General features: G+C 71.3%; 28 protein-coding genes and 1 pseudogene. 20 read left to right on the top strand and 9 right to left on the bottom strand.

Annotation, left to right across the window (positions count from 1 at the left end):
• Positions 1–106: 106 nt before the first annotated feature.
• The 3 genes and pseudogenes from purD to SACAZDRAFT_RS23820 form a co-directional block, all read left to right on the top strand.
• Positions 107–1369 carry a phosphoribosylamine--glycine ligase gene (gene purD, locus SACAZDRAFT_RS12650; RefSeq protein WP_005442203.1) on the top strand — a complete coding sequence of 421 codons (1263 nt, stop codon included), beginning with the start codon at positions 107–109 and terminating at the stop codon, positions 1367–1369.
• Between the two features lie 148 nt (positions 1370–1517).
• On the top strand, positions 1518–1940 hold the full coding sequence (locus SACAZDRAFT_RS12645) for a PE domain-containing protein (protein WP_005442202.1): 423 nt from the start codon (positions 1518–1520) through the stop codon (positions 1938–1940).
• Between the two features lie 247 nt (positions 1941–2187).
• Positions 2188–2652 (top strand): annotated as a pseudogene (locus tag SACAZDRAFT_RS23820) (PPE domain-containing protein); the annotation flags it as partial.
• Between the two features lie 44 nt (positions 2653–2696).
• Here the strand turns inward: SACAZDRAFT_RS23820 and SACAZDRAFT_RS23815 are convergent.
• A complete protein-coding gene (locus SACAZDRAFT_RS23815; RefSeq protein ID WP_005442201.1) occupies positions 2697–3110 on the bottom strand; it encodes a hypothetical protein in 414 nt (137 codons plus the stop codon).
• Positions 3111–3207: 97 nt separating this feature from the next.
• On the bottom strand, positions 3208–3339 hold the full coding sequence (locus SACAZDRAFT_RS24010; RefSeq protein ID WP_269726607.1) for a hypothetical protein: 132 nt from the start codon (positions 3337–3339) through the stop codon (positions 3208–3210).
• Between the two features lie 220 nt (positions 3340–3559).
• On the opposite strand from SACAZDRAFT_RS24010, the gene SACAZDRAFT_RS23810 reads away from it, so the two are divergent.
• From SACAZDRAFT_RS23810 to SACAZDRAFT_RS12615, 6 genes are all read left to right on the top strand, one after another.
• The gene (locus tag SACAZDRAFT_RS23810) at positions 3560–3835 is read left to right on the top strand and encodes a hypothetical protein (protein ID WP_005442200.1); all 276 of its coding nucleotides are present in this window, start codon (positions 3560–3562) and stop codon (positions 3833–3835) included.
• On the top strand, positions 3832–4608 hold the full coding sequence (locus SACAZDRAFT_RS12635) for an ESX secretion-associated protein EspG (RefSeq protein ID WP_005442199.1): 777 nt from the start codon (positions 3832–3834) through the stop codon (positions 4606–4608). Before SACAZDRAFT_RS23810 ends, SACAZDRAFT_RS12635 begins: the two co-directional genes overlap by 4 nt.
• Before the next feature lie 118 nt (positions 4609–4726).
• A complete protein-coding gene (locus tag SACAZDRAFT_RS12630) occupies positions 4727–5038 on the top strand; it encodes a hypothetical protein (RefSeq protein WP_005442198.1) in 312 nt (103 codons plus the stop codon).
• Complete coding sequence (locus SACAZDRAFT_RS12625) at positions 5038–6180, top strand: transglycosylase SLT domain-containing protein (protein ID WP_005442197.1); 1143 nt, start codon at positions 5038–5040, stop codon at positions 6178–6180. Before SACAZDRAFT_RS12630 ends, SACAZDRAFT_RS12625 begins: the two co-directional genes overlap by 1 nt.
• Positions 6181–6287: 107 nt before the next feature.
• The gene (locus SACAZDRAFT_RS12620; RefSeq protein ID WP_005442196.1) at positions 6288–7457 is read left to right on the top strand and encodes a pyridoxal phosphate-dependent aminotransferase; all 1170 of its coding nucleotides are present in this window, start codon (positions 6288–6290) and stop codon (positions 7455–7457) included.
• Positions 7458–7563: 106 nt separating this feature from the next.
• Positions 7564–7746 (top strand): hypothetical protein, encoded by a 183-nt coding sequence (locus SACAZDRAFT_RS12615; RefSeq protein WP_005442195.1) that lies wholly within the window; start codon positions 7564–7566, stop codon positions 7744–7746.
• Between the two features lie 6 nt (positions 7747–7752).
• Here SACAZDRAFT_RS12615 and SACAZDRAFT_RS12610 read toward each other — a convergent pair whose 3' ends face one another.
• Positions 7753–8337: an HAD family hydrolase gene (locus tag SACAZDRAFT_RS12610; protein WP_005442194.1), complete on the bottom strand. Its 585-nt coding sequence runs from the start codon at positions 8335–8337 to the stop codon at positions 7753–7755.
• Positions 8334–9377 (bottom strand): threonine aldolase family protein, encoded by a 1044-nt coding sequence (locus tag SACAZDRAFT_RS12605; protein WP_005442192.1) that lies wholly within the window; start codon positions 9375–9377, stop codon positions 8334–8336. Before SACAZDRAFT_RS12605 ends, SACAZDRAFT_RS12610 begins: the two co-directional genes overlap by 4 nt.
• 135 nt (positions 9378–9512) lie before the next feature.
• Between SACAZDRAFT_RS12605 and SACAZDRAFT_RS12600 the strand changes: the two genes are divergently transcribed.
• From SACAZDRAFT_RS12600 to SACAZDRAFT_RS12580, 5 genes are all read left to right on the top strand, one after another.
• Positions 9513–10037 carry a SigE family RNA polymerase sigma factor gene (locus SACAZDRAFT_RS12600; RefSeq protein WP_005442187.1) on the top strand — a complete coding sequence of 175 codons (525 nt, stop codon included), beginning with the start codon at positions 9513–9515 and terminating at the stop codon, positions 10035–10037.
• Positions 10030–10770 carry a hypothetical protein gene (locus SACAZDRAFT_RS12595; RefSeq protein WP_005442179.1) on the top strand — a complete coding sequence of 247 codons (741 nt, stop codon included), beginning with the start codon at positions 10030–10032 and terminating at the stop codon, positions 10768–10770. Before SACAZDRAFT_RS12600 ends, SACAZDRAFT_RS12595 begins: the two co-directional genes overlap by 8 nt.
• Before the next feature lie 65 nt (positions 10771–10835).
• Positions 10836–11414, top strand: a complete 579-nt coding sequence (locus SACAZDRAFT_RS12590; RefSeq protein ID WP_176662452.1) for a TetR/AcrR family transcriptional regulator — start codon at positions 10836–10838, stop codon at positions 11412–11414.
• 91 nt (positions 11415–11505) lie between these two features.
• Positions 11506–12936 (top strand): adenylosuccinate lyase, encoded by a 1431-nt coding sequence (gene purB, locus SACAZDRAFT_RS12585; RefSeq protein ID WP_005442174.1) that lies wholly within the window; start codon positions 11506–11508, stop codon positions 12934–12936.
• Between the two features lie 13 nt (positions 12937–12949).
• Positions 12950–13870, top strand: coding sequence for a sulfite exporter TauE/SafE family protein (locus SACAZDRAFT_RS12580; protein ID WP_005442172.1), 921 nt, complete (start codon positions 12950–12952; stop codon positions 13868–13870).
• A 5-nt stretch (positions 13871–13875) separates the two neighbouring features.
• Here SACAZDRAFT_RS12580 and SACAZDRAFT_RS12575 read toward each other — a convergent pair whose 3' ends face one another.
• A complete protein-coding gene (locus SACAZDRAFT_RS12575) occupies positions 13876–14511 on the bottom strand; it encodes an MBL fold metallo-hydrolase (RefSeq protein WP_005442170.1) in 636 nt (211 codons plus the stop codon).
• 56 nt (positions 14512–14567) lie between these two features.
• Between SACAZDRAFT_RS12575 and SACAZDRAFT_RS12570 the strand changes: the two genes are divergently transcribed.
• Positions 14568–16040, top strand: coding sequence for an aldehyde dehydrogenase family protein (locus SACAZDRAFT_RS12570; RefSeq protein ID WP_005442168.1), 1473 nt, complete (start codon positions 14568–14570; stop codon positions 16038–16040).
• Positions 16041–16112: 72 nt separating this feature from the next.
• Positions 16113–16886 (top strand): IclR family transcriptional regulator, encoded by a 774-nt coding sequence (locus SACAZDRAFT_RS12565; RefSeq protein WP_005442166.1) that lies wholly within the window; start codon positions 16113–16115, stop codon positions 16884–16886.
• A gap of 61 nt (positions 16887–16947) precedes the next feature.
• Here the strand turns inward: SACAZDRAFT_RS12565 and SACAZDRAFT_RS12560 are convergent, their stop codons facing one another.
• The 3 genes from SACAZDRAFT_RS12560 to SACAZDRAFT_RS12550 are packed head-to-tail and all read right to left on the bottom strand — an operon-like array spanning position 16948 to position 20452.
• Positions 16948–18321: an aldehyde dehydrogenase (NADP(+)) gene (locus SACAZDRAFT_RS12560; RefSeq protein WP_005442163.1), complete on the bottom strand. Its 1374-nt coding sequence runs from the start codon at positions 18319–18321 to the stop codon at positions 16948–16950.
• The gene (locus SACAZDRAFT_RS12555) at positions 18318–19493 is read right to left on the bottom strand and encodes a mandelate racemase/muconate lactonizing enzyme family protein (protein WP_005442161.1); all 1176 of its coding nucleotides are present in this window, start codon (positions 19491–19493) and stop codon (positions 18318–18320) included. Before SACAZDRAFT_RS12555 ends, SACAZDRAFT_RS12560 begins: the two co-directional genes overlap by 4 nt.
• Positions 19490–20452 (bottom strand): U32 family peptidase, encoded by a 963-nt coding sequence (locus tag SACAZDRAFT_RS12550; RefSeq protein WP_040927755.1) that lies wholly within the window; start codon positions 20450–20452, stop codon positions 19490–19492. Before SACAZDRAFT_RS12550 ends, SACAZDRAFT_RS12555 begins: the two co-directional genes overlap by 4 nt.
• A gap of 161 nt (positions 20453–20613) precedes the next feature.
• Here SACAZDRAFT_RS12550 and SACAZDRAFT_RS12545 point away from each other — a divergent pair, with 161 nt between their 5' ends.
• From SACAZDRAFT_RS12545 to purL, 4 genes are all read left to right on the top strand, one after another.
• Positions 20614–21957: an MFS transporter gene (locus tag SACAZDRAFT_RS12545; RefSeq protein ID WP_005442158.1), complete on the top strand. Its 1344-nt coding sequence runs from the start codon at positions 20614–20616 to the stop codon at positions 21955–21957.
• Positions 21958–22229: 272 nt separating this feature from the next.
• Positions 22230–22469 (top strand): phosphoribosylformylglycinamidine synthase subunit PurS, encoded by a 240-nt coding sequence (purS, locus tag SACAZDRAFT_RS12540; protein WP_005442152.1) that lies wholly within the window; start codon positions 22230–22232, stop codon positions 22467–22469.
• Positions 22466–23155: a phosphoribosylformylglycinamidine synthase subunit PurQ gene (purQ, locus tag SACAZDRAFT_RS12535; protein ID WP_005442150.1), complete on the top strand. Its 690-nt coding sequence runs from the start codon at positions 22466–22468 to the stop codon at positions 23153–23155. Before purS ends, purQ begins: the two co-directional genes overlap by 4 nt.
• 41 nt (positions 23156–23196) lie before the next feature.
• Positions 23197–25482, top strand: coding sequence for a phosphoribosylformylglycinamidine synthase subunit PurL (gene purL / locus SACAZDRAFT_RS12530; protein ID WP_005442146.1), 2286 nt, complete (start codon positions 23197–23199; stop codon positions 25480–25482).
• Between the two features lie 80 nt (positions 25483–25562).
• On the opposite strand, the gene SACAZDRAFT_RS12525 is transcribed toward purL, so the two are convergent.
• Complete coding sequence (locus SACAZDRAFT_RS12525; protein ID WP_232286268.1) at positions 25563–26540, bottom strand: hypothetical protein; 978 nt, start codon at positions 26538–26540, stop codon at positions 25563–25565.
• Positions 26541–26626 lie beyond the last annotated feature (86 nt).

The raw sequence follows: 26626 nt of genomic DNA, 5'->3' as shown, positions 1-26626 counted from the left end.
GCCGCCTGACTGTGATCTTCGGTCGAGACGATGGGGCTACGGACCCGCGTCCGCAAGGGGACGTACCGGTGAACGTCGTCCGACCGCCGCCGCTTACGCTGTGCCCGTGCGCGTCCTCGTTATCGGCTCCGGAGCCCGTGAGCACGCTCTGGTACTCGCTGCATCCCACGATCCGGCGGTGACGGCGCTCGCCTGTGCGCCAGGCAACGCCGGGACGGCGTCGGTGTCGGAAACACTCGGTGTCGACCTGACCGACCCCGCGGCGGTCGCCCGGTTGGCGGTGTCGTGGAAGGCCGACCTCGTGGTCATCGGCCCCGAGGTGCCGTTGGTCGCCGGTGCGGCCGACGCCGTGCGGGCTGCCGGGGTGCCCTGTTTCGGGCCGAGCGCGGAGGCTGCCCGGATCGAGGGGTCGAAGTCGTTCGCCAAGGAGGTCATGGCGGCGGCGGGAGTGCCGACGGCGCGCAGCGAGGTGGTGGACAACCCGGCGCACCTCGACGCGGCCCTGGCCCGGTTCGGTCCGACGTGGGTCGTGAAGGACGACGGCTTGGCCGCGGGCAAGGGCGTGGTCGTCACCGACGACCTCGATCGCGCCCGCACGCACGCGCTGATGCTGCTCGACGGCGGGCACCCGGTGGTGCTGGAGTCGTTCCTCGACGGTCCCGAGGCGTCGTTGTTCTGCCTCGTCGACGGGCGCACGGTGGTGCCGCTGCTGCCGGCGCAGGACTTCAAGCGGGTCGGCGACGACGACATGGGCCCGAACACGGGTGGCATGGGCGCGTACGCGCCGTTGCCGTGGGCGCCCGAGAAGCTGGTCGACGAGGTGGTCTCGACGATCGTGCGGCCGGTGGTGGACGAACTCGCCCGGCGTGGCACGCCGTTCACCGGCCTGCTCTACGCGGGGTTGGCGCTGACGTCGTCGGGCCCGCAGGTGATCGAGTTCAACTGTCGTTTCGGCGACCCCGAGACGCAGGTGGTGCTGGCTCTGCTGCGGTCACCGCTGGCGCGGCTGCTGCACGCGACCGCCACGGGCACCCTGGCCGAGCAGCCACCGCTGGAGTGGGCCGACGGCGCCGCCGTGACGGTGGTCGTGGCCGCGGACGGGTACCCGGGCAAGCCGCGCGTGGGCGACCTCATCACGGGCAGTGAGGCCGAGGGCGTGCTCCATGCGGGAACGCGTCGGAGGGACGACGGCGCCGTGGTGTCCTACGGCGGCAGGGTGCTCTCGGTCGTCGGCACGGGACCGGATCTCGCCGCCGCCCGGGAGCAGGCGTACGAGCGGGTGAGCCGGATCAATCTGCCCGGGGCGCACCACCGTTCCGACATCGCGGCGCGGGCCGCTCGGGGTGAGCTGTCGGTCCCGAACTCGTGACGCGACTGGCTCGGCGAGATCTTCCCCTTCGCGAATAGGCGTGGCGACGGTACCTTTCGCTCACCGATTCGGCGGCCACGGTGGTGTTCCGGTTGGTAGCCTGCACCGGAGAGTTGGCTGGCTACAGGCCGTAGCAGGGGGTGCGACAGTGTCAGGACAATCCGCGCAGGCGCCGTGGTCGTTCCTGGGGCCGAACAACGACGGGGGCGCGGCACCGCCGGGTCCCGAGGTGCCGGCTCTACCCGTGATCAAGGACATCACGGTGTCTCCGGACAAGATCGTGGCGGTGGCCGACGTGATCGAGGAGCAGGCCAGAGCCCTCGAACGCAAGATCACCGAACACATCGGCGCGCTGAGCGTGCCCCCGCCCGCGGACGACATCGTGTCGCAGGAGTCGGCCGACGTGTGGAACACGGTCATCAGCGGCGGCGAGGACTCGTACCGCAACCGCGTGCTGGCCTACGTGCGAGGCCTCCAGAACCTCGCCGACCAACTGCGTGCCGCGGGGCGCCGGTACGCCTCCGACGACGAGGACAACGCGGCCGCGATCCGCGACGCCGGGGGCAGGTAGCTCCGGTGGTCCGCACGGCCCGCTGCGGTCGGCGCCCGGTGCTGTTCCGCGAGCTCGTCGCGGTACCGGCACGGGATTCACGGAACCCACGGGACTCCCGGGACGTCAGTCGTGACAGGCCGCACTCCCGCCACAGCCGTCACAGCCGTCACAGCCACCTCAGCCGTCACCCCGGGCCACGAGAACGGAATCGCCCTTCACCGACCCTTCCGAAGAGTCGCCAGACGTTGCCAGACAAGGACGCGACATGAACGACGTCGACATCACGGCTCACGCCGCACGGATTCGCGACCACCGGTTCACCGGTTACACCAACGCGATGCTCGCCGACGAGATCGACCTGATGCGCTCGGGCCAGGGTGTCGCGGGGATCTCCGACGCGGTGGCCGCGCTCAAGGCCGTCGCCCGCGCGCTCGAGGAGACCGACGACACCCTGCGACGTCAGCTGACCGAGCTCGGGGTCGAGTGGGACAGCGACGCCGGCCGCGAGGCGGCGTCGGTCGTGCACAGCGGCGCGGACTTCTCCCGTGAAGCGGGCGAGAAGGTGAGCGACTCGGCCGAGCGGGTCTTCGCGCAGGGCGAGGCCTACAACCGCGCGGTGCACTCGCTGCCCGATCCGGCGATCCTGCGCGCTCCGCGGCCGGAGCCCGGGTTCACGGACTTCGCCTTCAGCCTGCTCGGTTTCGAGAGCGACCACGTGCGGCAGCTCGAACGGTCGCTCGAAGCGAGGGAGCAGGCCGTCCAGGCCCTCGACACCTACGCGAAGCAGAGCGGGGAGAACCTGGTCGGCGTGCCGGAGCTGGGGGAGCCCGAGCGGCTGGTCGCGAAGGTGCCCGAACGGGTTCCGACGTCGATCGACGCCGGTGGTGGTCCGGGCGACACCACGTCGGCGGCGAGTGTTCCCGCCGCACCGGCCTCGGCTCCGGGGACGTCCGCTCCTCCAGCGCCGTCGCCGACGTCGGCACCGTCGGCACCGTCGGCACCGTCGGCACCGGGGTCGTCGGCACCGTCGTCGGCGGGTGTGGTCATGCCGTCGTCGGTCGCCACACCGACCTCCGACGCGTCGGCTCGCCCGGCGTCGGGCAGCGGCGCTCTCGTCGGCGCGAAGGCGGGCCCGGTGCCGTCGGGTCCGACCGGCGCCGCGCCGCCGGGGCCGACCTTGCCGGGCACGACTCCGCCCCAGCCCGGGGCGGGCGTGCCTCCGGTCGCGGTGGCGGGAGTGGCGGGGGCCGCAGGCGTGGACCGTGGAGAGGACCTCGCGCGGGGCTCAGAAGGGCGCCGGCGCGGCGGGTGTGCCGACCACGTCGACGGACGCCGAGTCGAGCAGAGCGACCCGGGCGGGCGGCGGAACGCCGGGTTCGGGTGGTGCGCCGCTCTCCGGCGCCGGAAGCACCACCAAGTCGATGTCCCCCGCATCCGAGCAGCAGCTCGCGCCCGGTCTTGCCAGTGGCGCCGTCGCCCCCGACCCGGATTCGGTGCCGGACCTCGGCACCGGGGCTGCCCCGGCACCCGAGGGGAACTCCTGGTCTCTGAACGCCGTCGGGGAGCGGCATCGCGCGCCCTAGGCGCCGGAGGCGTGGCCGGGGCGCTGCGCGGGGCAGGAGCGGTCGGGCCGGGGAGTGGGCCGCAGCGCGCCCGGCGCCCAGATCTCGCCGCGTCCGCTGGCGGTGGGCGATCTGCCCGAGGAGGAGGCGAAGGTCCAGCGCAGCTCGGAGCGCCTCAACCCCGGCGCCACGCCGCGCAAGGAGGCCTTCCTGGAGAAGGCCGTGCCCGGCGAGGAGGAGGACGGTGAGCAGGTCCGCCGGTTCGCCGTGGAGGACGAGGACCTCTTCACCGACCAGCGCATGGTCGCGCCCGACGTGATCGGCGACGACGGCTCGGACGGCCGCTTGTGACCACCGTGGCGGGCAACAGCGTGGTTCTCTCGACGCTGGAGTTCGACGTGCTGTGGGAAGAGCTCGACCTGCCCCGTCGGCACGTCGCGTTGGAGGTGCCGAGCCCGGGCACCACCTGGAGCGAGCGCGCGCGGTATGTCGACGAGGCGTGGGAGACGTTGGCCGACCGCGGACTCGCGCGGGGGCGCACGGTGATCCCCGAGGTGGGCGACCTGCTGTACCTGCTGGCGAGGCCGCGCACGAGTGTCGACCTGTGGGTGTGGACCGACCGGCGGATCACGGGGCTCGCGGCGAGCTCGGGCAGGGACGCCGTGCTCGGGGTCGTCGACGCGGGCGAGGTGTGGCTCATCCCGTCGCGTGACGCGGCGCTGGCAGCGGCGGCGGTGTCGGTGGCGGGCGAGCTGCCTCCCGGTGTCGGGCGTTCGATCAGCGTGCCGCACGAGGTGCTCGTCGAGGCCGACGCCGAGGCCCGGGGCGACGCGAAGGCACTGGTGCCGGCGCTGGAGGACCGCGGTGTCGAGCTGTGGCAGGCGCAGGAGCTCGCGGGAATGTTGCTCGGCATGGTGACGCGCGGTCAGTTCGGTGCGCAGCGACTCGACCGCGACGGCCGCATGCGACGCGCCGGACGGGTCGTCGCTTTTCACGACACCGACGCGGGCCGGTACCTGTTCCAGGTGGCCCCTGGCGGCGACCGCCGGGATTGGGCGACCGTGACGCCGGCGGACAACGCGCTGCTCGCGGAACGAGTGTGGGAGCTGCTCGACGAGGTCTGAGCACCGTCGGTGGCGGGCCGCTGCGGAGTGGGAACCGCCGCCGCCGTCGCCACGTCGTAGAAGCGCGTGGCTGACCGCTGCATCGGGCGGGTCAGGTGTGTCACGGGAGGACAGAGACGTGCCGGTGTACGACGCCGAATCGATGACCATCACGGCACAGCGGGTCGAGCAGATCGCGGAGGACTTCCGCTCCTCGATGGACAAGCTCAAGGGCATCCAGGGCGACAGCCCGTTCGGCGACGTGGAGGACCCGGACGACCCCGACAGGGTCGCGGGCACCGTCGGTGCGTTCACCGACGGCATGCGGTCGGAGTTCTCCGCGGCCGCCAGCCGCGTGAACGCCGCGGGCATGGCTCTGCGGAACGCGCTCGGCGCCATGACGGAAGCCGATGCCGTCGCCGCCGACAACCTGACGGCGAGGGATCTCTGATGACCGGCGCGGGCATTCCGGCGGAGTGGGCCGAGGTCGAGAAGAAGGCGGCGCGGGTCGACAAGGTCGATCCGGCCGCGATCGACGAGGTGGCCCGGCAGTTCGACGAGGCGTCGCGCAACGCCGGCGACCACACCACCGACCTCACCAACGCGGCGGAACCGCTGCGCGACGGCGGGGTGTGGTCGGGCCCGGCGGCCGACGCCTTCTTCGACTACGTGAACACCATCGCCGAGGCGGGCAACCGGGTCCGCGACAAGCTCGACGAGGTCGCCGCGGAGCTCACGGCGCTGCAGGAGACGTTGGCGGCCGTCAAGCGCCGGATCGAGACGGTCAAGGACGACGCCGCGCAGGTGATCACCGACCGCAACGAGCAGGCCCAACGCCAGGCCGACGCGGCACTCGCCGCGATGCGCGAGTACGAGAACGGCGACCGCGAGGCGCCGCCGTCGCCGACGGCCGAGGAGATCATCGCCAAGGCGGGCGAGGAGAACAGTCGGACGGCGCGGGACGCGGCCAAGCAGATCGACGATCTGCTGCGGCAGTCGAACGAGGCCATCAAGCGGGCACAGGAGCTCATGAAGACAGAGGTCGGCGACGGATTTTCGAGCGTTCCCGAACCGGGTTCCGCGCAGTCGCAGCAGAACGCGACGGGGGGCATCACCGGAGGGGGCGGTTCGGGCGGAGGCTCGGGTACCGGTGGTTCCGGTGGCGGCGGAGCCGGCGGCGGTGGGCTCGCCGGGTACGGCCCGAGCGGGCCACCGCCCTCCAGTGGTCCGCCGCCGGGCAACGTCGAGCAGTGGATCCGTGAGGCGATCAAGATCCTGCAGGCCAACGGCATCCCGGTCACCGAGGACAACATCGACGAAATCTGGACGATCATCGAGAAGGAGTCGGGCGGCAACCCGCACGCTCTGAACGACTGGGACTCCAACGCGGCGAAGGGCACCCCGTCGAAGGGGCTCATGCAGTGCATCGACCCGACCTTCAACGCGCACAAGCTGCCCGGTCACGACGACATCTGGAACCCGGTCGACAACATCATCGCGGGCGTGCGCTACACGTTCGACCGCTACGGCGGTTTCGAGGGGCATCCCGGGTTGAAGTCGATGGCCCAGGGCGGCGGATACCAGGGGTACTGACCGCGACCCGAGCACAGTGAGCACAGTGATCACAGTGAGCACAAGGGAGCACACGGGAGCACAGCGGGCGGCGGCCGGTGCGATCGGCTGCGGCTTAAGGTGGCGGCATGGTCGAATCCGCACTCACGCCCGGGCCGTCCCGTCGGAGTGACGTGGCGCCGTTCCACGTCATGGAGGTGTTGTCGGCCGCGAAGGAGCGGCAGCGCACGCACGGCGACGTGATCGCCCTGTGCGCGGGACAGCCGACGTCCGGGGCGCCTCGCCCGGTGTTGGAGGCGGCGCAGCGGGCGCTGTGGGAGGGCGACCTCGGGTACACGGGTCAGCTCGGGATCCCGGAGCTGCGCGAAGCGATCGCCGGGCACTACGAGCGCTGGTACGACCTGGGGGTGTCGCCGGACGACGTCATCGTCACGACGGGGTCGTCCGGGGGTTTTTTGCTGTCGTTCCTCGCGGCGTTCGACGCGGGCGCCCGGGTCGCGATGGCCCGGCCCGGCTATCCCGCCTACCGCAACCTGCTGTCGTCGCTGGGGTGCGAGGTCGTCGAGTTCGACACCGACGAGAGCACCCGCTTCCAGCCGAGCACCGAGTTGCTCGACGGGCTGGGCGATCTGCAGGGCGTGATCGTGGCGAGTCCCAGCAACCCGACGGGCACGGTCTTGCCCGCCGATGAGCTGGCGGCGATCGCGCGCTGGTGCGACGAGCGGGGTGTGCAGCTGATCAGCGACGAGATCTACCACGGCATCAGCTACGAGGCCGAGGTCGGTTGTGCCTGGCAGACGTCGCGCGAGTCGGTGGTGCTGGGGTCGTTCTCGAAGTACTTCGGGATGACGGGCTGGCGGCTGGGCTGGGCGCTCGTGCCGCAGCGGCTGCACCGCGCGGTGGACGTGCTGATGGGCAACTACAACATCTGCGCTCCCGCGCTGGCGCAGCATGCGGCGGTGTCCGCGTTCACCGAGGAGTCGTACGCGGAACTCGACGCGGGCGTCAAGCAGTACCGGACCAACCGCGACCTGCTGCTGGAGGGTCTCGCCGAGATCGGGTTCGGCAAGGTCGCTCCCGTGGACGGGGCGTTCTACGCCTACGTCGACGTCTCGGAGCACACCGACGACAGTCTGGCCTGGTGCAGGCGGCTGTTGGACGAGACGGGTGTGGCGATCACACCGGGTGTGGACTTCGACCCGGTGAACGGTGGGCGGTTCGTCCGGTTGTCGTTCGCGAGCGCGGAGTCGGAGGTGACCGAGGCGGTGCGGCGCCTCGGCGCGTGGTTGGCGCGGTAGGGCACATCCCTGAGATGTCCCTGATTGTCGGCTCGGCTTGCGGCGCTGGACCGCCTGATCGTGTCAGGCTGGTAGGCACAACGACAGCACGGGCAGCGGAGGAATCATGTTCTGGAAGATCGTCGGCGGTTTGCTCCTCGCCTGGGTGGCCTTCATGGTGATCGGCGCTGCCGTCGGATTCCTCGTCAAGGCGGTGTTCTGGATCGCCGTGATCGGTGGCGGGGTCTTCCTCGGTGCGGCCGCCTACGGGGCGATCAAGAGCGACAAGCGCAAGCAGCTGAAGCCCTGACGCCGCTCAGCTCGCGAACAGCACGCGCCGAGCGTGGTCGGCTCCCTGCCAGAGGTGCGCGTGAAGGCCGGCGTCCTGTGCGGCGGTCACGTTGACCGCGCGGTCGTCGAAGAACACGCAGTCGCCCGGTTCGGCGCCGAGGCGGTCGGTGAGCAGACGGAAGATCTTCGGGTCCGGCTTCGCGCAGCCCACGTCGGCGGAGAAGACCCGCACCCGGAAGTGCTGGGCCCACGGTTGCCGCTCCGCGAAGCGCGCGAACGAGATCGGGGCGTTGGACAGCAGGGCGAGGCGGGCGCCGTCGCGCGCGAGGTCGTCGAGCAGCTGGGCCGAGGCCGGGTCGAGGTGTGACCAGCCTTCGACGTCGCCTCGCGTGAGGTCGTCGACGGCGGTGGCGTCGAGCGTCGCGCCCGCCGAGGCCGCGACCGCACTCCAGTACTCCTCGTCGGTGCAGCCGCGGTCGTAGGCGTCGCGGTGCGCCCAGTAGGCGGATTCGAACCGTTCCGGCGAGGAGTCGAGACGGGCGGCGAGGCCGGGCAGTGCCTCGGTGCGGGTGCAGAGCACTTCGCCGTAGTCGAAGACGACCCAGGTCATGCGTTCATCCCCTTGTCGATCCGGTCGAGGGCGGTGGTCACGTCGTCGGCGCTGACGTCGCGGTGGAGCACGAACCGCACCTTGCCTGCCATGGGCAGCGCGAGGATGCCGAGCGAGCGGAGTGCGTCGAGGGTGGCGGCCACGTCCGCGACCCCGGCGAGCACGATGTTCGTCTGGGGTTCGGCGACGTCCCAGCCGCGCTCGCGCAGGCCGGTGGCCAGTGCGGACGCCTTCGCGTGGTCGAGGGCGAGCTCGTCGACGCGGTCGAGCGCGACGAGGCACGCCGCGGCGAGCACGCCTCCCTGGCGGACGCCGCCGCCGAGCATCTGCCGCATGCGCCGGGCCTGCTCGACGAACTCGACGCTGCCCGCGACCACCGAGCCCACGGGCGCTCCGAGTCCCTTGCTGAAGCATGCCGAGACGCTGTCCACACCGGCGGTCAACGTGGCGGGAGCGACGCCGAGCGCGACGGAGGCGTTCCAGAGGCGGGCACCGTCGAGGTGCACGCGCAGACCCGCGTCGTGGGCGGCGGCGACCAGGGCCTCGTGTTCGTCGGGTGGCGTGACGGCACCGCCCGCGGCGTTGTGGGTGTTCTCCAACGACAGCAGCGTGGTGCGCAGCGTGTAGTACGGCCCGGCGCCGCCCGCCGCCGCCCGCACGGTCGCGGGTGTGGGGCGTCCGGGGCCCGCGTCGTGGTCGAGCGGGTCGGGCATGCCGCCGGCCAGCCACGCGGCCGAGCCCAGCTCATTGAGGAGCACGTGCGCGCCGCGGGGAGCGAGGAAGCGGTCGCCCCGGCGCAGGTGCGTCGACAGCGCGACGAGGTTGGCCATCGTGCCGCTCGGGGTCCACAGGGCGGCGGGCATGCCGAGGACGTCGGCCGCCCGTTCCTCCAGCTCGCGGATGGTGGGGTCGGTGTCGATGACGTTGTCGCCGACCTCGGCCCGCGCCATGACCGATCGCATGTGCTCGTCCGGCCGGGTGAGCGTGTCCGAGCGGAAGTCGAGGGGCGGGAGCGGGGCGGAGGTGGTTTCGACCGTCACGCGCCGATGACATCACACACCGGCGGGTGCTCGCGCCGGACCCCGCGGATGGGTGACACTGCTCGTCGCGTGCAACCGTGGAGCGGCGTTCTTCCGTCTCCACCGTCGACAACAAGAACGACCGGAGACGTCTGCGTGGCCCACCATGACGACGACGAGTTCGCGGAGTACTTCGCGGCCAAGCGAGATTCGGTACGCCGGACGGCGTACCTGCTGTGCGGGGACTGGCACCGTGCCGACGACCTCGCACAGACGGCCTTCGTGTCACTGCACCGCCGATGGCGCAAGATCCGCGACCGCGCGGCCGTGGACGCCTACCTGCGCAAGACGTTGGTGCGGGCGGCGATCGACGAGTCGCGGCGGCCGTGGCGGCGGGAGCAGCACACCGACGACCTGCCCGAACCTCGCGGGGTGTCCGACCCGTACGGCACCGATGCGCTGGCCGACCGGGTGAGCGTGCGGGCCGACCTGCTCGCCGGGCTCGCGAAGGTCCCGGCGAAGCAGCGCGCGGTGCTGGTCCTGCGCTACTTCGAGGGCCTCGACGTGAGCAGCACGGCACGGGCGTTGAGGTGCAGCGAGGGCAACGTCAAGAGCCAGACGGCTCGGGGCCTGGCGAACCTGCGGACGGCGTTGGGCGAGGAGGTGGACGCGCATGGGTGAGCTCGACGAGCGTCGGCTCGAACGGCTGTTGCACGACGCGGCGGGGGAGGTGCCCGCACCGTCGTTCACGGTGGACGACGTGAGGTCCGCGTCGCGGCGCATCACGGCGCGACGGCGTTCGCTCGCGACGGTGGCCGCGGCCGTCGTGGTGGGCGCGGGTGCGGTGACCGGGGTCGTCCTGGGCGGACCGGAGCAGGGTGGCGACCACACGACGGCGCTGGCTCCGGCCGAGTCCACGGCGTCCGACGGGGCCGTGAAAAAAAGTTCGGAGGGCGGGCAACCAACCGGCGACGGGCCGCGTGGACAGGGTGTCGAGAACTTCCCCGACGGCCCGCCGAAGCAGGGCGGCGAGTCGCACGGGGAGGACGGCCCTCGGGCCGAGGGCACTCCTGGGTGCCAGGCGGTCGATCGGGAGCTCGCCACTGCCCTCGCTGGCGAGCTCCCGGTCGATCCGATCGGTGAGGCGACGCGCTACGGGCCGTGTTCCGAGGTCGTGTCGCGTTCGGCCGCGTTCCGGGTGCCGGGCGGTGTGGTCGCCGTCGTCCTCCATCCCGATCGCGAGAGTGTGGTTCCGGCACCGCCTGACGTCGCCAGTCACGTGGTCGACACCGTCGTCGGGGAGGGGCGGCTGACCGTGCTGGGGATCGCCGAGAACAGCGCGGACGAGACGGACGTGCCGCTTCGGGACGAACTTCCGGGGATCGCCGACCGGGTCGCCGCAGCCCTGGGTTAGCCGAACGCCGTGTGCGCGAGCCACAGCCGCAGCAGTTCGGTTCGGAGGTGGCAGACTATCCGGCCATGACGTCCGCAGCCAGTACGCCGAAGGGCGAGCGCAGGCGCGCCGCGCTCGTCGCGGCCGCTGCCGAACTGCTGGGTGAGGGCGGTTTCGACGCCGTCCGCCACCGGGCCGTGGCCGAACGCGCGGGGCTGCCGCTGGCGTCGACGACGTACTACTTCGAGTCGCTCGACGAGCTGGTGTGCGCGGCGACGGAGCATCACGGCCGGCAGGAGCTGGAGGTCGGGCGGGCGAAGTTGGCGACGTTGCCGACAGAGGACCGGCGCGTGGACGACGTGGTCGAGCTCGTGCTCGACCTGCTGTTGGGGCCGGACCCGCACTACGAGGCCGTGGTGGGTCGCTACGAGCGGCTGGTGGGCACGGGCCGTCGGCCGCACCTGCGTCCGCTGATGCGGGTGCTCTCCGCCGAGCTGCGGGAACTGCTCCTGGAGATCTTCGTGCGGTCGGGGTTCGACATGGACGCCGACCGCCTCGAACGCCTCATCGCCCTGGTGGACGGCTCGGTCGTCAACGCGCTCGTCGCGGTCGACCCCGAGCCGCGGGCGGTGGCGGCCCGGGTGCTGCGCGAGGAACTGAGCTGAGTTCGGCGCGGGTCGTCCACGGAGTGGGAACACCACGCCGAGGTCGACCCTGAACCCGGTGCCGCGCTGACGGCGTGGTTAGCCTGACCGTGTGACGGACAAGCCCCGAATCCCGAACGTGCTCGCCTCCCGGTACGCCTCTGCCGAGTTGGTCCGGCTGTGGTCGCCCGAGCACAAGGTCAGACTCGAACGCGACCTGTGGCTCGCTGTGCTCAAGGCGCAGCGGGAGCTCGGGGTCGAGGTCGGTGACGACGTCGTGGCCGACTACGAGCGCGTGCTCGACCAGGTCGACCTCGACTCGATCGCCGCCCGCGAGCGCGTGACGCGGCACGACGTGAAGGCCCGGATCGAGGAGTTCAACGCTCTCGCCGGGCACGAGCACGTGCACAAGGGCATGACGTCGCGGGACCTCACCGAGAACGTGGAGCAGCTGCAGGTCCGGCGCTCGCTGGAACATCTGCGGGTGCGGGTGGCCGCCGTGCTGGCGCGGCTCGCCGACCTCGCGACGCAGCACAGCGAGCTGGTCATGGCGGGCCGCTCGCACAACGTCGCCGCGCAGGCGACGACCCTCGGCAAGCGCTTCGCCACGGCCGCCGACGAGTTGCTGGTGGCCTTCGACCGGCTCGACGACCTCCTCGCGCGGTACCCGCTGCGCGGGATCAAGGGGCCGGTCGGCACGGCACAGGACATGCTCGACCTCGTCGGCACGCCGGAGCGGCTCGCGGAGCTGGAACGGAAGGTGGCCGCGCACCTCGGGTTCGAGCGGGTGTTCACCAGTGTCGGCCAGGTGTATCCGCGGTCGCTCGACTTCGACGTGCTCTCGACGCTCGTGCAGCTCGCGGCCGCCCCGTCGAGCCTGGCCACCACGATCCGGCTGATGGCGGGCCACGAGCTGGTGACCGAGGGGTTCAAGCCGGGCCAGGTCGGGTCGTCGGCGATGCCGCACAAGATGAACACCCGCTCCTGTGAGCGCGTGAACGGCCTGGCCGTGGTGTTGCGCGGCTACCTGTCGATGATCGGCGAGCTCGCGGGCGACCAGTGGAACGAGGGCGACGTGTCGGACTCGGTCGTGCGCCGGGTGGCGCTGCCGGACGCGTTCTTCGCGCTCGACGGCCTGCTGGAGACGTTCGCGACCGTGCTCGCCGAGTTCGGCGCCTTCCCCGCCGTGATCGACCGGGAGCTCTCGCGCTACCTGCCGTTCCTCGGCACCACGAAGGTGCTCATGGCCGCGGTGCGGGCCGGGGTCGGCCGCGAAACCGCCCACGAGGTGATCAAGGAGCACGCCGTCGGGGTCGCGCTGGCCATGCGTGAACAGGGACAGCAGGAGAACGACCTCGTCGAGCGCCTCGCCTCCGACGAGCGGTTGCCACTGGACGCCGACGACCTGAAGGCGCTGCTCGCCGACCGGCTCGCGTTCACCGGCACCGCTGGCGCGCAGATCGAGTCGGTCGCCGCCCGGGTGGCGGAGGTCGTGCGCCGGTTCCCCGAAGCCACGTCGTACGAGCCGGGCCCGATCCTCTAGCGCCCGCGCGTAGATGCTGACGCTGTTGCTGGTCGGCCTTGCCGGCTTCCTCGCCCAGCTCGTGTCGGGGACGCTCGGCATGGGGTACGGGATGACCGCCACGACCGCACTGGTGGTCTTCGGCACCGCCCCGGCGATCGCGTCGGCGTCGGCCCACTTCGCGCAGGTCGGGACGTCGCTCGCGTCCGGGGTGTCGCACTGGCGGTTCCGCAACGTCGACTGGCGGGCGGTGGGCATCCTCGCCGGTCCCGGGTCCGTGGGCGCGGTGATCGGGGCGGTGTTGCTGGTGTCGTTCTCGGCGGATTTCGCGACGGGGTGGATGAGCGTGATCCTCTTCGCGCTCGGGGTGTACGTCCTCGTGCGGTTCGCCTTCCTGCGGGTGGGCAAGCTGATCACCGAGAAGCGGCCGGGGGTGCGGTTCCTCGCCCCGCTGGGCTTGGTGGCCGGGTTCGTCGACGCGACGGGCGGCGGTGGCTGGGGGCCCGTCGCCACCACCACGCTGCTCTCCAGCGGGCGCCTGGAGCCGCGCAAGGTCGTGGGTTCGGTGCAGATGGCCGAGTTCGCGGTCACGGTGTCGGCGAGTCTGGCGTTCCTCGCCGCGTTGTCGCTGCACGGGATGGACTTCGCGGTGGTCGCGGCGTTGCTGATCGGTGGGGTGCTCGCCGCGCCGATCGGTGCCGTGCTGACGCGCCGGATGCCGCCGAGGCTGCTGGGCACGGCAGCGGGCGGTCTGATCGTGCTGACCAACGGGTGGCAGCTGCTCGGCGCGCTCGGCGCGGCCCCGGTGGTGATCGCGCTCGTCTACGTCGCACTCACGGCGTTCCTGGTCACCGCCCTGCTCGCCGCCCTGCGGTCGATGAGCGAGGAGCGGCGGATCAACGCGCTCGTGGGCGAGGACGGCGTGAACGCCGCGGCGGAGCGGGCGCGCCGTTAGAGGCGTCAGAGGTCGATCGGCTCGCCGTGCGGGGCGACGCGGACCTCGGTGCCGTCCGGGGCGAGGTTCGTGTACAGGCCGATGTAGCCGGCGGTTCTGGCGAGCAGTGCCTCGTGGACGGGGATCGCGAGCCGCGGCGACACCGCGCGCAGGTAGTCCACGGCTTCGCCCGCCTTCAGCCAGGGCCCCACCGTCGGCAGCGCGAGCACGTCGACGCGGTGTTCGGGGACGAAGAACGCATCGCCGGGGTGGTAGAACGCGCCGCCGTCGACCACGTAACCGATGTTCGGGATCACCGGGATGTCGCTGTGGATTCTCGCGTGCTGTCCACCGACGGCGGTCACCCGCGTGCCACCGAGGTCGAAGGTGTCGCCCGGGGACGCCGTGGTGACCGCGATCTCCAGGTTGTCGATCGTCTTGGTGGTGCCGGGGTCGACGATGAGGCGCGCCGAGGGGTTGGCCGCGAGCAGGCCGGGCAGCTTCTCCACGTCGATGTGGTCGTAGTGCTGGTGGGTGATGAGCACGGCGTCGAGGTCGCGGAGGGACTCGAAGCCGCTGGAGAGCGCGCCGGGGTCGAACAGCAGCCGGGCGTGGTCGGTTTCCAGCAGCATGCACGAGTGCCCGTAGTGGACGAACTTCACGGTGGCTCCCTTGTTGGCGAGTTGGCAGTAACCGGTCGCTTCCCTACGCTGTCAGCATGACGAGCACCGAGCAGGCCGTCGAGACGTTCGACTCGATCGATCCGGCGACCGACAGGGTGGTGGGAACCCATCCCGTGCACGACGCGGCCGCCGTCGACGCCGCCGTCGCCCGGGCGCGCGAGGCCGCCGAGTGGTGGGACTCGCTCGGGTTCGCGGGACGCGCCGAACGGCTCCGCCGCTGGAAGGGCGTGCTCGTTCGCCGCATGTCCGAGCTGTGCGACCTGGTGCGCGCCGAGACCGGCAAGCCACGAGGCGACGCGCAGTTGGAGATCGTGCTGGCCGTCGAGCACATCGAGTGGGCGGCCCGCAACGCACGCAAGGTGCTTGGGCTGCAACGGCGTTCGTCGGGACTGCTGCTGTCGAACCAGGCGGCCACGGTGGAGTACCGCCCGCTGGGCGTCGTCGGCGTCATCGGCCCGTGGAACTACCCGGTCTTCACGCCGCTGGGGTCGATCGCGTACGCACTCGCGGCGGGCAACGCCGTGGTGTTCAAACCGAGCGAGCACACGCCGGGTGTCGGTGCCTGGTTGGTGGACGCCTTCGCGGAGGTCGTTCCGGAGCGGCCGGTGTTGCAGCTGGTGACCGGGTTCGGCGCCACGGGCGCGGCGCTGGTTCGCAGCGACGTCGACAAGATCGCCTTCACCGGTTCGGCGGCCACGGGCAAGAAGATCATGGCCGCCGCGGCGGAGCGCCTCACCCCGGTGATCATCGAGGCGGGTGGCAAGGACCCACTGCTGGTCGACGCCGACGCCGACCTCGAGGCCGCGGCCGACGCCGCAGTGTGGGGCGCGTTCTCCAACGCGGGACAGACCTGTGTCGGCGTGGAGCGCGTCTACGTCCACACGGCGGTGTACGACGAGTTCGTCGCCAGGGTCACCGAACGGGCGCGTGAGGTGCACCCGGGTGAGCATTACGGGCCGATGACCATGCGCTCGCAGCTCGACGTGGTGCGCAGGCACATCGCCGACGCCCTCGCCAAGGGGGGTCGGGCGCTCGTGGGTGGCGCGGACGCCGTCGGCGAGCGTTACGTGCGGCCGACGGTGCTGGTCGACGTGCCCGAGGATTCCGAGGCCGTGCGCGAGGAGACGTTCGGGCCCACCCTCACCGTCACGCGGGTCGTCGACATGGACGAGGCGGTGGAGAAGGCCAACGACTCCGCCTACGGGCTGGGGTCCACGGTGTTCTCGCGACGGCGCGGCGTGGAGCTCGCCCGGCGGCTGCGGACGGGCATGACGGCGATCAACTCGCCGCTGTCGTTCGCGGGGATCGCGACGCTGCCCTTCGGCGGTGTCGGGGAGTCCGGGTTCGGCCGCATCCACGGTCCCGAGGGGTTGCGGGAGTTCGCGCGGCCCAAGGCCGTCGCGCGGCAGCGGTACCGGATGCCGTTGGCGATGACGACGTTCGCGCGCACCGCCAAGACCGACGAGCTGGTGGGCAAGCTCGTCACGTTCCTGCACGGCAGGCGGTGACGGCGGGATCGACGCTGTCCGCGGTCCCGCACGCTGTCCGAAGTTTCGGACAGCGGCTGGTACGCTGGACGCATGGCTCGTCTCGTGCCCGCCGTGCTCCGTGCCGCGGACATCCTCGAACTGTTCCTGGCCGACGATGTCACGTTGTCGGCGAGTGAGATCGGCCGACGGCTGGAGCTGCCGCGCTCGACCGCGCACGAGCTGCTGACCACGTTGGTCGAACGGCACTACCTGGTGCGGCGCTCGGGCGAGGAGACGACGTACGCGCTCGGGCCGAAGCTGCTGGAGCTGGGTTCGCGCTACCAGCAACGGCTGGAGTTCGCCGCCGAGGCCGACGCCGTGGCGCGTCAGGTCGCCGCCGAGTGCCGCGAGACCGTGCACGTGGCGGTGCTCGACGGCCTGGAGGTCGTGTACGTGTCCAAAGTCGACTCCACCTACTCGGTGCGGCTGATCTCCGAGGTGGGCAGTCGCCTCCCCGCGCACTGCACGGCGGTCGGCAAGGTCCTGCTCGCGGGGCTGCCCGAGAAGGAGCTCACGGCCCGGTTGAAGGGCCGGCGACTCGTCGGCCTCACCGAGCACAGCATCACCTCGCGCAGCGAACTACGCGCCCAGCTCGCTCTGGTGCGCGAGTCCGGCGTCGCCCACGAACGCAGCGAGTCCAACACCGACGCCGGGTGCGTCGCGGCGCCCGTCGTGGACGCGGCGGGCGACTGGGTGGCGGGGATGAGCATCTCGATTCCCACCTCGCGCCACGCCGACGACGCGTGGCCCACGTGGGAGAAGCTCGTCCGGGAGGGAGCCGCGGAGCTGACCCGCCGCCTCGGCGGCCGTCCCGTCACTCCCTGACCGAACACGACGAAGGGCCGTCCCCCGCCGAGGTGGTGGAGGACGGCCCTTCGTGCCGACGTCAGCGGGGCAGCAGGTGTCCGGGCACGTTCTGGAACGCGACCGGACGCAGGAACCGCGCCGAGGCGGTGATCCCCACCGACGTGTGCAGGGGCGCGGTGGTGGCGGGGTAGGGCCCGCCGTGGTGCATGGCCGGGGTGACCGACACGCCGGTCGGCCAGCCGTTCCACAGCACGCGGCCGACGCGCTCGGCCAGCTCTGCCAGCAGCGGGCGGGCGACGTCGTCGGACTCCTCGCCGTGCACGGTGCCGGTGAGCTGACCCTCCAGCGAGCGCGCCACCGCGAGCAGCTGCTCCTCGTCGTCGTAGGTCACCACGAGCGACGTCGGGCCGAAGCACTCGGTCGCGAGCGCCTCGGAGTCGGCGAGCAGGTCGGCCGCCGTCGTCGCGAGCAACGTCGGTGTGGGGCCGTCCTCGCCGAACGTGCCCTCCACCAGCACCCGCACCGAGGCGTGTCCGCGCAGTGCGTCCAGTCCCGCCGTGTATCCCTCGCCGATGCGCTCGTTGAGCATCGCCGTGGCGCCCTTCGTGCGGGCGTGCTCGGCGGCCAGTTCGGGCAGCCGGGAATCCGACGGCACGAGCAGCAGTCCGGGCTTGGTGCAGAACTGCCCGGTGCCGAGCGTGAACGAGTCGACGTAGCCCGTCGCGATCTCCGCGGCCCTGGCCTGCGCGGCCGCGCGGGTCACGAACACCGGGTTCACGCTGCCGAGCTCCCCGTAGAACGGGATCGGCTCGGGGCGCGACACGGCGAGGTCGTACAGGGCCCGGCCGCCTCGCAGCGAACCCGTGAAGGCCACCGCTTTCGTGCGCGGGTCGAGCACGGCGTCGCGGCCCGCGGCCTCACCGTGGAAGAGCGCGAACGTGCCCTCCGGCGCACCGGCGCCGAGCAACGCCGCGCGCACGATCTCCGCGGTCGCGTCCGAGAGCTTCGGGTGGCCCGGGTGGGCCTTCACCACGACGGGGCAGCCCGCGGCCAACGCCGACGCCGTGTCGCCGCCCGCCACGGAGAACGCGAACGGGAAGTTGGACGCCGCGAACACCACGACGGGCCCGAGCGGCATCAGTACCCGCCGCAGCGCCGGGCGGGGCCCGGTGGGCCAGTCGGGGTCGGCGTCGTCCTCGATGACCTCGAAGCCCTCACGTACCTGGCCCGCGAACGAGCGCAGCTGGAACGTCGTGCGCACGAGCTCGCCACGCAGCCGGGCCTCGGGGAGGCGGCTCTCCTCCCTCGCCAGCGGCACCAGCTCGTCGGCCGCCGCGTCGAGGGCGCCCGCGACGGCCTCCAACGCCGCCGCGCGTGTCTTGTCGGGCAGCTCCGCCCACGGCCTCGCCGCGCTCGCCGCCGCGTCGAGCAGTGCGTCCGTCACGTCGGTCATGCGTCGTCTCCTTCCAGTGTGCCCGCCTTGGTGCCCCGGAACTGCCAGTCGTCGGCGAACAGGTCGAAGCGCGCGGCCTGGAACGGGTGCTCGGCCACGAAGTCGGTGTCGAGTTCCACGCCGAGCCCCGGCGCCATCGGCAGGGCGAAGTAGCCGTCCTCCACCGGCGGCAGGCCGGGAGCCGCCTGCTTGACGTGTTCGTCGGCGAAGTCGTTGAAGTGTTCCTGGATCTTGAAGTTCGGGGTGCACGCGGCCAGGTGCAGGTTCGCCATCGTGAGCACCGGGCCGCCCACGTTGTGCGGCGCCACGAGCACGAAGTGCGTCTCCGCCGTCGCCGCGAGCTTGCGCGTCTCCAGGATGCCGCCCAGGTGACCGATGTCGGGCTGGATGACGTCGGCGGCCTGGAGCTCGAACAGCTCGCGGAACTCCGCCCGGTCGTGGATGCGTTCCCCGGTCGCCACCGGGAAGTCGACCTGCTCCGCGACCTTCGCCAGCGCCTTGAGGTTCTCCGGCGGAACGGGCTCCTCCAGCCAGCTCGGGTCGAACTTCGCGATCGAGCGGGCGATGCGCACCGCCTCCGCGGGAGCGAACCGGCCGTGCATCTCGACGAGGATCTCCACGTCGGGGCCCACGGCGTCGCGCACGGCCTCCACCAGCTCGATCGACCGGGTGCGCTCCTGCGGTTCCAGCTCCCACTGGCCGGGGCCGAACGGGTCGAACTTCAACGCGCGGTAGCCGCGCTCGACGACGCGCTTCGCGGCGGCGTGGAACTCCTCCGGGGTGCGCTCGACGGTGTACCAGCCGTTGGCGTAGGCCTTGACGCGGTCGCGGACCTTGCCGCCCAGCAGTCGCCACACCGGCTGGCCGAGAGCCTTGCCGACGATGTCCCAGCAGGCCATCTCGACGCAGGCGATGCCGGACATCATGATCTCGCCGGGCCTGCCGTAGTCGCCGCGCTTCATGCGCTGCACGAGCGCCTCGATGTCGAACGGGTCGGCGCCGATCACGTGCCGGGGCACGGCCTCGGACAGATACCCCTTCAACGCCTCGGTGTGCCCGAGCATCCGGGTCTCACCGACGCCCGTCAGTCCCTCGTCGGTGGTGACGCGGACGAAGGTCAGGTCACGCCACGGCGTGCCCATCACGAAGGTCTCGACATCGGTGATCTTCACGGCGTGCTCCTCGTCGACTCGGTGACGGCGGTGGTGTTCGGCACGGCCAGATCATCCGCGGGCAGGGTGGACGCCACGGCGTCAGGGGCGTACCGGGCGAGGGTCTCCAGGCCGATCTCGGCCCGGCGCACGCGTTCCCGCGAGAGGCTCACGGCGGTGCCGGTCAGGTGCGTGCCGCTCGGGTAGATGTTCGGCGCGTTGCGCAGGCCGAACTTGAGGTACACGGGCGCGGCGACCCGCACGATCTCGGCGATCTCGAAGTGCCGCACGAACCCGCCGAGGTCGTCGGGCGATTCCACGTAGATGTCGATGGGGATGTCGATGGCCGCGCGCACGGCGGCGAGCTGCGCCAGCGACAGGTCCGTGGGCACGTTGTAGGTGTCGGCCCCGTGTTCCTCGGCGATGCGGATCGACACCGGGTTCGACAGTCCCATCTGCACGCTGACCTTGAACTGCAGGTCCGCGGGCAGTTCGCCGGCCTGCCGCATGCGGGAGGCGACGCTCAGCACGCCGAGGTCGGTGACGAGCACACTGCGGACCCCCGCCTCCGCGCTGCGGCGGATGTCCGCGAGCACGTGGACGAGCTGTTCGGTGCCCCGCGCCTGCGCGGCCATCGACCCGCCGCCCTCCGCGAGCGACGCCGCGCCGGTGTCCCACCCCGCCACGGGCCGCGCGAACAGGCTGAGCTCCACGCCGCGCGCTTCGGCGAGCGCGGCCATGGCCGTCAGCTCGGTCTGGGTGAGCAGCATGCCGCCGCTGCCCTGGGAGACCCGGTGGACGGTGACTCCTCGGGCGTCGGCCTCGCCGAAGACGGCCTCCATCGCCTCGACCCCCTCGACGCTGGGGATCTCGACGCGGTACGCCGCGCCGTCGGGGAAGCGTTTCGTGCTGCTCGGGAGCTCGCCGGGGTCTGTCGAAGGCAGTCCGAGCGAGCGCAGGAAGGTTCGCGACCGTTCCACCGCATCCACCAATCTTGTCCGAAATATCGGATGACGTTCGTAACCGCGAACGAGATTAGGGCTCGACCGTTGACAGCGCAAGGGGCTGGTCTTACGGTTCCGCCAACGTAATGACGGACGTGGTCCGATATTTCGGACATCAACGATCGGGGAAGACAACGGTGCACCCTGACACCTCGCGGGTCTCACCGCGCACGATCCGAGCGATCACGCTGCGGCTGCTGCCCTTTCTCGCAGTCCTGTACGTGATCGCCTACATCGACAGATCGAACGTCGGCTTCGCCAAGCTCACGCTCCAGGAGGAGCTCGGCCTCTCGGCCACGGTCTTCACGTTGGGCCAGGTGTTCTTCTTCGTGGCCTACGCGGTGCTGGAGGTGCCGAGCAACCTCGCGTTGCACCGCTTCGGTGCCCACCGCTGGATCGCCCGGATCATGGTCACGTGGGGCATCGTCACCATCGCGACGGCCCTGGTGACCGAAACCTGGCAGTTCTACCTCGCCCGCTTCCTCCTCGGCGCGGCCGAGGCCGGGTTCTTCCCGGGCGTCATCTACTACCTCACCCGGTGGTTCCCCTCGGCGCACCGCGGGGCCGCCATCGGTCTGTTCATGCTCGCCGGACCGATCTCGTTCATCATCGGCAACCCGCTGATGGGCGCGCTCAACGACCTGGACGGCGTCTGGGGTCTGGGTGGCTGGCAGTGGATCTTCATCGCGACCGGTCTGCCCGCCGTGCTCGTGGCACCCCTGGTGCTGTGGCTGCTGCCCAAGGACCCCGACAGCGCCAGGTGGCTCGACGACCGCGAACGCACGGCGCTGAAGAGCGCCCTCGCCGCCGAGGACGCCGAGGCCGGCGACCAGCCGCGCAACCCGTGGAAGGTCCTCGGCGACCGCAGGGTGCTGGCGATGGCCGTGTTCTTCCTCTGCTTCCCGCTGGCCACCTACGGGCTGGCGTTCTGGCTGCCGACCATCGTCGAGGGCTTCGGCGGCCTGTCCGGCCTGGAGGTCGGGCTCGTGTCGGCCATCCCGTACGTGTGCGTGATGGTGGGGCTGCTCGCCGTGCCGCGGCTCGCGCGGAACAGGGGCACGCCGTTCGGCTGGCTCGCGTTGATGCTGGGCTTCTCGGCGGTCGGCTTCACGATCTCGGCGCTGGTGTCGTCGCCGGTGGTGCAGATGATCGGCATCTGCGTCGCCTCGATCGGTGGCTACGCCGCGCAGCCGGTGATGTGGGGACTCGTGCCGAAGTTCCTCACCGGGGCCGCCGCCGCGGCGGGGATCGGAGCCATCAACGGCATCGGCAACCTCGGCGGCGGGTTCGGCCCGATGGGTATCGCGGCGGTGGTCGACGCCACCGGATCCGCCCTCACTGGACTGATCTTCCTCATCGTCGTCTCGGTGATCGGTGTCGTCGGAGCCTTCGGTCTGCGCAGGGTGCTCACCCGCTCGCCGAAGGGGCAGCCGCCGCCGAACGACCAGCCGCCCCGGCCGGAGATCGCGGCGAACGCCTGAGCCGCCCGAGTGCGACCGGCGACCCGTTCCGTACCGAGGACGGCGGATCGCCGGTCGCGCACCGTGACCTCGGCCGAGTCGATCCTGGGCCGTTCCGGCGAATCACGACCCGCTGTGCCCGCGCGAGCAACGGCCCGCGACACCCGCACGTCTTCAGGAGTGCAGCAGTCGGTGCCGGGCGACTCAGGGGCCGAGGGGTGTCGGGGGCTTCTCGGCCCCTGGGTTACGCTCGAAGAGCATTTGACCTGCGCAGAGTCTAGGAGCAGCCAGTCGTGGCCCGAGTAGTCGTCGACGTCATGCCCAAGCCCGAAATCCTCGATCCCCAAGGCCAGGCCGTCGCCGGTGCGCTCGGCAGGCTCGGGTTCACCGGGGTCACCGAGGTGCGTCAGGGCAAGCACTTCGAGCTGGAGGTCGACGACAGCGTCGACGACGAAACGCTCGCCAAGATCGCGGAGGGTTTCCTCGCGAACCCCGTGATCGAGGAGTGGACGATTCGGAGGATCGACTCATGAGCGCCCGCATCGGCGTCATCACCTTCCCCGGCACGCTCGACGACGTCGACGCCGCGCGCGCGGTGACGCGGTCGGGCGCGGAGGCGGTGTCGCTGTGGCACGGTGACGAGGACCTCAAGGGCGTCGACGCGGTGGTCGTTCCCGGCGGCTTCTCCTACGGCGACTACCTGCGTTGCGGCGCCATCGCCCGGTTCGCTCCCGTGATGACGTCGGTCATCGAGGCCGCGGGCAAGGGAATGCCCGTGCTGGGCATCTGCAACGGCTTCCAGATCCTCTGTGAGGCGGGTCTCCTGCCGGGTGCGTTGGTGCGCAACGAGAAGCTGCACTTCGTGTGCCGGGACCAGTGGCTGCGGGTCGAGAACAACACCACGAGCTGGACCACGCGGTACGACCAGGGCGCCGACGTCCTCATCCCCCTGAAGTCGGGTGAGGGCGGTTACATGGCCGACGAGGCGACGCTCGACGAGCTGGAGGGCGAGGGTCGTGTGGTCTTCCGCTACGTCGACGGCAACCCCAACGGCTCGCGGCGCGACATCGCCGGTGTGTGCAGCGCCGACGGCCGCATCGTGGGGCTCATGCCGCACCCCGAGCACGCCATCGACGCGCTGACCGGGCCGTCCGACGACGGACTCGGCGTGTTCTACTCGGCACTCGACGCAGTGAAGTCGCTGGTCACGTCGGCCTGACGAGAGCCTGCGGTTAGTCTGGTCTCGTGGCAGCACCTCACGTGGAAACCCCCGCCGTCGACACCACCGACCTCGCCGGAAAGACTCCGGAGCAGACCCAGCCGTACGCGGAACTGGGGCTGGCCGACGACGAGTACGCGCGTATCCGCGACATCCTCGGGCGCAGGCCCACGGACGCGGAACTCGCGATGTACTCGGTGATGTGGAGCGAGCACTGCTCCTACAAGTCGTCCAAGAAGCATCTGGCCTACTTCGGTGAGACCACCACCCCGGAGATGCGCGAGAAGATGCTCGCCGGCATCGGCGAGAACGCGGGGGTGGTCGACATCGGGGACGGCTGGGCCGTCACGTTCAAGGCGGAGAGCCACAACCATCCGTCCTATGTGGAGCCGTACCAGGGTGCGGCGACGGGTGTGGGCGGCATCGTGCGCGACATCCTCGCGATGGGCGCGCGGCCGCTTGCGGTGGCCGACCCGCTGCGCTTCGGGCCCGCCGACGCTCCGGACACGCGCCGGGTGCTGCCCGGCGTGGTGGCGGGTATCGCCGGCTACGGCAACTGCCTCGGCCTGCCCAACATCGGCGGCGAGGTCGTCTTCGACTCCAGCTACGCGGGCAACCCCCTGGTCAACGCGCTGTGCGTGGGTGCCATGCGGGTCGAGGACCTGCACCTCGCCCACGCCTCCGGTACCGGCAACAAGGTCATCCTGTTCGGCGCCCGCACGGGCCTCGACGGCATCGGCGGCGTGTCCGTCCTCGCCAGCGACAGCTTCTCGGGCGACGAGAACTCCGGCGGGCGCAAGAAGCTGCCGAGCGTGCAGGTGGGCGACCCCTTCATGGAGAAGGTGCTCATCGAGTGCTCGCTGGAGCTGTTCGCCAAGAAGCTCGTGGTGGGCATCCAGGACCTCGGTGGTGCCGGGCTCGCGTGTGCCACGTCGGAGCTGGCCGCGGCCGGTGACGGCGGCATGCACGTCGATCTCGACCAGGTGCCGCTGCGGGCCGAGGGGATGACCCCGGCCGAGATCCTCTCCAGCGAGTCGCAGGAACGCATGTGCGCCGTCGTGAAGCCGTCCGATGTGGACGCCTTCATGGAGGTGTGCCGCAAGTGGGACGTCACGGCCACCGTCATCGGTGAGGTGACCGACGGCGACCGCCTCGTCATCGACTGGCACGGGCAGACCGTGGTCGACGTCCCGCCGCGCACGGTCGCGCACCAGGGCCCGGTCTACGACCGCCCGTACGCGCGTCCGGCCGCGCAGGACGCGCTGCAGGCCGACACGCCGGACTCCCTTCCGCGTCCGTCCACTCCGGACGAGATTCGCGAGACGCTGCTGCGCATGATCTCCTCGCCGAACCTTGCGTCGAAGGAGTGGGTCACGCAGCAGTACGACCGCTACGTGCGCGGCAACACGGTGCTGGCCCAGCCCGCCGACTCCGGCATGATCCGGATCGACGAGTCGACGGGCCGCGGTGTCGCCGTGTCCACCGACTGCAACAGCCGCTACGTCTACCTCGACCCCTACGCGGGCACGCAGCTCGCGCTCGCCGAGGCGTACCGCAACGTCGCCACCAGCGGCGCGATGCCGATGGCGGTCACCAACTGCCTCAACTTCGGTTCGCCGCGCGACCCGGGCGTCATGTGGCAGTTCGAGCGCGCCGTCCACGGCCTGGCCGACGGGTGCGCCGAGCTCGGCGTGCCGGTCACCGGCGGCAACGTCAGCTTCTATAACCAGACCGGCGACCAGGCCATCCTGCCGACCCCGGTCGTCGGTGTGCTCGGTGTGATCGACGACGTGAGCCGCCGCATCCCCACCGGCATCGGAGCGGAGGCGGGCGAGAGCCTGCTGCTGCTCGGAGAGACCCACGACGAGTTCGGAGGCTCGGCGTGGGCGGAGGTGATGCACGGGCACCTCGGTGGCCTGCCGCCGAAGGTGGACCTGGAGCGCGAGCGACTGCTGGCGGAGATCCTCGTGGCGGGCTCGCGGGACGGCATGATCTCCGCGGCGCACGACGTGTCCGACGGCGGGCTGGCCCAGACGATCGTCGAGATGGCGCTCATCGGCCAGTGCGGTGCTCGCATCATCCTGGACCCGGACGCCGACCCGTTCGTGCAGCTGTTCTCGGAGTCGGCGGGACGCGTGCTCGTGGCCGTGCCGAGGACGGAGGAGCTGCGCTTCACCGAGATGTGCTCGGCGCGTGGCCTGCCGTGGCGCAAGACCGGCGTCGTGGACCCCGAGGCGGACGCCGTGCACATCCAGGACGTCGCCGACTTCGGACTGGACGAGCTGCGCGAGGCCTGGGAGGGCACGCTGCCCACGCTGTTCGGCTGACGCGAGAGACGACGAGGCCCGAGGGCGCGAGGTGAATCCCGCGGCCTCGGGCCTTTCGCGTCAGTGCGGGTCAGTGCGGGTCAGTAGCCCGCAGCGCTGAAGATGCAGTACGTGCCCGTGGTGTTCTCGGCGGACACGATGAGCCCGCCCGTGTCCGACGTCATCGTCGCGGTGAAGCCCTCGGCGCCGCCGCCGAAGTCGATGAGCTCCACCTCCTCGATCTCGAGGGTCTCGCTGCTGGAGGCCTTCGTCTTGAGGTCTTCCAGCGCGTCCTCCCAGCCCTCGCACACCATGCCGGGCAGGGCGGCGCTGTCACCCTTGTCCAGGGTCGACATGACCTTGTCGAGGAACTGCTGGCCCTCGCTGCTCAGGTCCGACGGGCTGCCGCTGCCCGTGGAGCCGGTGTCGCCGGTGTCTCCCGTGGAGCCCGTGTCGCCGGGTGCGGGCGCCCCGATGTCACCGCCGGCGCCGGAGGTGTCGATCTGGACGTCCTGCCAGCACCACCCGTTGCCCGAGTCCTTCAGCAGAGCGGCGACCTTGTACTCGCCCGCCGTGCCGAGAACGGCCGCCTGGTCCCCCTGCACCTGCGGCTCACCGGTCATCTGAACCTGGCCGAGTGAGCCCGCCATCCCGACGGCCTCGTTCACCATCTCGGTCGCGTCCGCACAGAGCAGGTTCTGCAGCGTGGCGCTGTCACCCGAGGTCAGCGCGTCGGCGATCTGCTGGGCGAGAGCACCGGGACCGCCGTCCCCGCCCTGCTCGCCGCCCGCGCTCGTTCCCGAGTCGCCGGACGTGCTCTCACTGTCGTCGTCGTCGCTCAGGAGGAAGCCGGGAACGACGAATGCGGTGATGACGAACGCCACCACGGCGACCACCGCGATGCCGATACCGACCCACAGGCCGGTCTTGCTCTTCTTCGGCTCCTGCGGTGGGAAGCCGCCCATCTGGCCGTACTGGTTCGGGTCCATCGGGCCGTACTGGGCTTGCTGCGGATAGCCGGGCATGCCCGGGTACTGGCCGCCCTGCTGCGGAAAACCGCCGGAGGGCGGCCCTGGCACCGGCCCTGGCTGACCGTACGGTGACTGTCCGGGCTGTCCGGGCTGTCCGGGCTGACCGGGTTGGGGTGGATAGGTCATGACTGCTG

Source organism: Saccharomonospora azurea NA-128 (genome assembly GCF_000231055.2).
GTDB lineage: Bacteria > Actinomycetota > Actinomycetes > Mycobacteriales > Pseudonocardiaceae > Saccharomonospora > Saccharomonospora azurea.
The sequence above is the reverse complement of the archived record's forward strand: the minus strand, read 5'-3'. Positions and strand labels throughout refer to the sequence as shown.

Bases quoted from the DNA above. Each gene is read 5' to 3' on its own strand.
- SACAZDRAFT_RS12625 (WP_005442197.1), top strand. From the start codon at position 5,038: ATGACCGGCGCGGGCATTCCGGCGGAGTGGGCCGAGGTCGAGAAGAAG.
- SACAZDRAFT_RS12620 (WP_005442196.1), top strand. From the start codon at position 6,288: ATGGTCGAATCCGCACTCACGCCCGGGCCGTCCCGTCGGAGTGACGTG.
- SACAZDRAFT_RS12615 (WP_005442195.1), top strand. From the start codon at position 7,564: ATGTTCTGGAAGATCGTCGGCGGTTTGCTCCTCGCCTGGGTGGCCTTC.
- SACAZDRAFT_RS12610 (WP_005442194.1), bottom strand. From the start codon at position 8,337: ATGACCTGGGTCGTCTTCGACTACGGCGAAGTGCTCTGCACCCGCACC.
- SACAZDRAFT_RS12595 (WP_005442179.1), top strand. From the start codon at position 10,030: ATGGGTGAGCTCGACGAGCGTCGGCTCGAACGGCTGTTGCACGACGCG.
- SACAZDRAFT_RS12590 (WP_176662452.1), top strand. From the start codon at position 10,836: ATGACGTCCGCAGCCAGTACGCCGAAGGGCGAGCGCAGGCGCGCCGCG.
- SACAZDRAFT_RS12580 (WP_005442172.1), top strand. From the start codon at position 12,950: ATGCTGACGCTGTTGCTGGTCGGCCTTGCCGGCTTCCTCGCCCAGCTC.
- SACAZDRAFT_RS12570 (WP_005442168.1), top strand. From the start codon at position 14,568: ATGACGAGCACCGAGCAGGCCGTCGAGACGTTCGACTCGATCGATCCG.
- SACAZDRAFT_RS12565 (WP_005442166.1), top strand. From the start codon at position 16,113: ATGGCTCGTCTCGTGCCCGCCGTGCTCCGTGCCGCGGACATCCTCGAA.
- SACAZDRAFT_RS12560 (WP_005442163.1), bottom strand. From the start codon at position 18,321: ATGACCGACGTGACGGACGCACTGCTCGACGCGGCGGCGAGCGCGGCG.
- purQ (WP_005442150.1), top strand. From the start codon at position 22,466: ATGAGCGCCCGCATCGGCGTCATCACCTTCCCCGGCACGCTCGACGAC.